The 2318-nt window shown below is 39.9% G+C and carries 2 protein-coding genes; both read left to right on the forward strand.

The window, feature by feature from the left end:
- Positions 1–268 precede the first annotated feature (268 nt).
- Positions 269–553, forward strand: a complete 285-nt coding sequence (locus E1171_RS02595; RefSeq protein ID WP_155203788.1) for a helix-turn-helix domain-containing protein — start codon at positions 269–271, stop codon at positions 551–553.
- Positions 554–644: 91 nt separating this feature from the next.
- Positions 645–1829, forward strand: a complete 1185-nt coding sequence (locus E1171_RS02600) for an AAA family ATPase (RefSeq protein ID WP_155203790.1) — start codon at positions 645–647, stop codon at positions 1827–1829.
- Positions 1830–2318: the final 489 nt, after the last annotated feature.

Consider the following 2318-nt stretch of genomic DNA (forward strand, 5'->3'; position numbering starts at 1 on the left):
CTTTAAGCCTTTGGATTTTAATTATTCCTCCTCAATTTTTTCCTTCCAACTTCTTTTCCATGAATTTTTGACTACCCATGCATGAGCTGATGCTTCCTTTATTTACAGTTTTTTCAACTTTTTTTGAAAGACCTTTTTTCTAGCTCAAAGCCCCATAAAAACACAAAAAAAGACAAAAGAAAGTATAAAGAAAGCTTTCCAATACTTTCCAAATCATTCCTGGCCCTTTCCCTACATTTCCAACAGTTCAAACCTAAAATCATACAATATGAATGCATCAGAATTGATCACCCGTCAGGATTTGTTCAAATTCAAAACTGATCTGTTAAAAGAGTTCAAGGAGCTTATTGGAGCTAATAAATCAGCCTTGCATCAAAAAAAATGGCTCAAGTCTTCCGAGGTCCGAAAGCTTTTAAACATTAGCCCGGGCACCCTTCAAAACCTACGGATTACTGGCGTTCTTCCCTACACTAAAATGGGGCAAACCCTCTACTATGCTTATGAGGATATTTTGCAAATCCTGGAAAAAAACAAGGTTTCAGAAGAAGATTGATAGTAGTCATTTTTCTCACTTCCTGATGGTTTAAGAAGTTCTGCTCTTAGCCATCAGGTCACCCTCACCCAAATAAGAAAACAATGCTCTTATGTCTCAAAACAATCCAAAGGACAATCATTTTTCAGATTTGCAGGAAGCCCTTCTTCGTCTTAGCCAACAAAAATCAAAGGAGCAGGAAGAAGAGGAACGTTTGTGGGAGGAAATTATGGGCAAGCGAAGGTATCATTGTCAAAAGCGCTTTCCCAGGCCCGTACCCTTGATCACACTAAGTTACAATGGACAGCAACATATAATTTCCACCAATGGAAACCTTACCATCTTCTCAGGTTACAAGAAAGTAGGAAAATCTGGACTTTTCTCAGCCTTGCTGGCTACCTGCTTGGGGCCATTCAAAGAAGTAGAAAGGGAATTTAACGGATTCAGGATTAAAAGGAACCTTAACCAATGGGCTCTAATTTATATTGACACGGAACAATCGGACTATGATTTCTACCATTTTAACCAACACAAAGTAAAAAGTCGATTACTACAGCAAGTTCTCCCAGATTGGTACCATGCCATTAACCTAAGACCCTATGCTCCAAACCAACGAATGAAAATGACAGAAATGATTATTACCCGATTACTATCCAAACACCAAGGTATTCACGCCATTTTCATTGATGGCATAGCAGATTTTTGTCATTCCGTTAATAACGAACAAGAAGCCAATGCTTTAGTCTCCTTTTTCGAACAAATGGCCATAAAAGCCGATTGTCCTTTGATAGCCACTATGCACCTGAACCCAGGCACAATAAAAATGCGAGGCCACCTGGGAAGTCAGTTAGAAAGAAAAGCTGAGTCCATCTTTTTGATGACCAAGGATAAAAATAAAGAGATCACCTACATAACTGAGGAGGCGTTAAGAAACGCAGGCGGAAAAGATTTCCCCCTCATCGAATTGGCTTTTGATCCCCAAAAAGGATGCCATCTCATAAAAGGTCTTATCCCCAAAAAACAGCCAAAACAACAATCTAAAAGTTTAAGAGCCAATCAATGGACAAAAAACGAGCACCAAGAATTGCTAGACACCATTTTTCAAAGCAAGAAAGAGCTCTCATACACCCAATTGCATGAAGCCATTCAAAGCACCTACAAAGTGTCAGACAAGCCTGCTAGACAAATCAAGAAACACCTTTTAGATCAGGGCTGGATCGTCACCAATGGCGCTGCTCCTCGAAGTTCCCACCTTCGATTCCTAAGACCTAAACGCCCAACCCAAGAAGAAGAATAATCATGGAAAACTCATCTACAGGTACAAACTACTGGTACGGCCTTTATTTATAAGGCCGTACCAGTAGTACCAGTAGTTGACTGGTACTGGTGGTAAAATCTACTGGTACAAATTTACCAGTAGATTTCAAGCCCTAGAGCCTCCAAACAAGGTTTTTAAATGGAGATACCCCATCTACTGGTAAAACAAAACTACCAGTAGATGAAACCACCACAATTAAAAGGAAAACTCACTCTTTTTAAAATAGTCTTTAACCTTGAAAACTACCAGAAATATTTATCTCCCCCTGTCAATTCAGATGGGAGGACGTCCACAGCAACGTGGACATCTTTTGGACCCTAGCAAAAGGATGATCTTTTTCCCTTGAAATAAAAAAATTCCTATACCACTAGAGGAGGGCCCGAAAATCTTGCGGGGTGTGGGAAGGCCAAGCGGGAGGAAGCTTAAGATTTTCTTGACCTTTTTGGTTCGTTTTTGTGTCAAGACAAA

Origin of the sequence: Xanthovirga aplysinae (assembly GCF_009711365.1) — a bacterium.
GTDB classification, from domain to species: Bacteria; Bacteroidota; Bacteroidia; order Cytophagales; family Cyclobacteriaceae; genus Xanthovirga; species Xanthovirga aplysinae.

What these genes read in the sequence shown, in the direction of transcription:
- E1171_RS02595 (WP_155203788.1), top strand. Translation starts at nt 269, where the DNA reads ATGAATGCATCAGAATTGATCACCCGTCAGGATTTGTTCAAATTCAAA.
- E1171_RS02600 (WP_155203790.1), top strand. Translation starts at nt 645, where the DNA reads ATGTCTCAAAACAATCCAAAGGACAATCATTTTTCAGATTTGCAGGAA.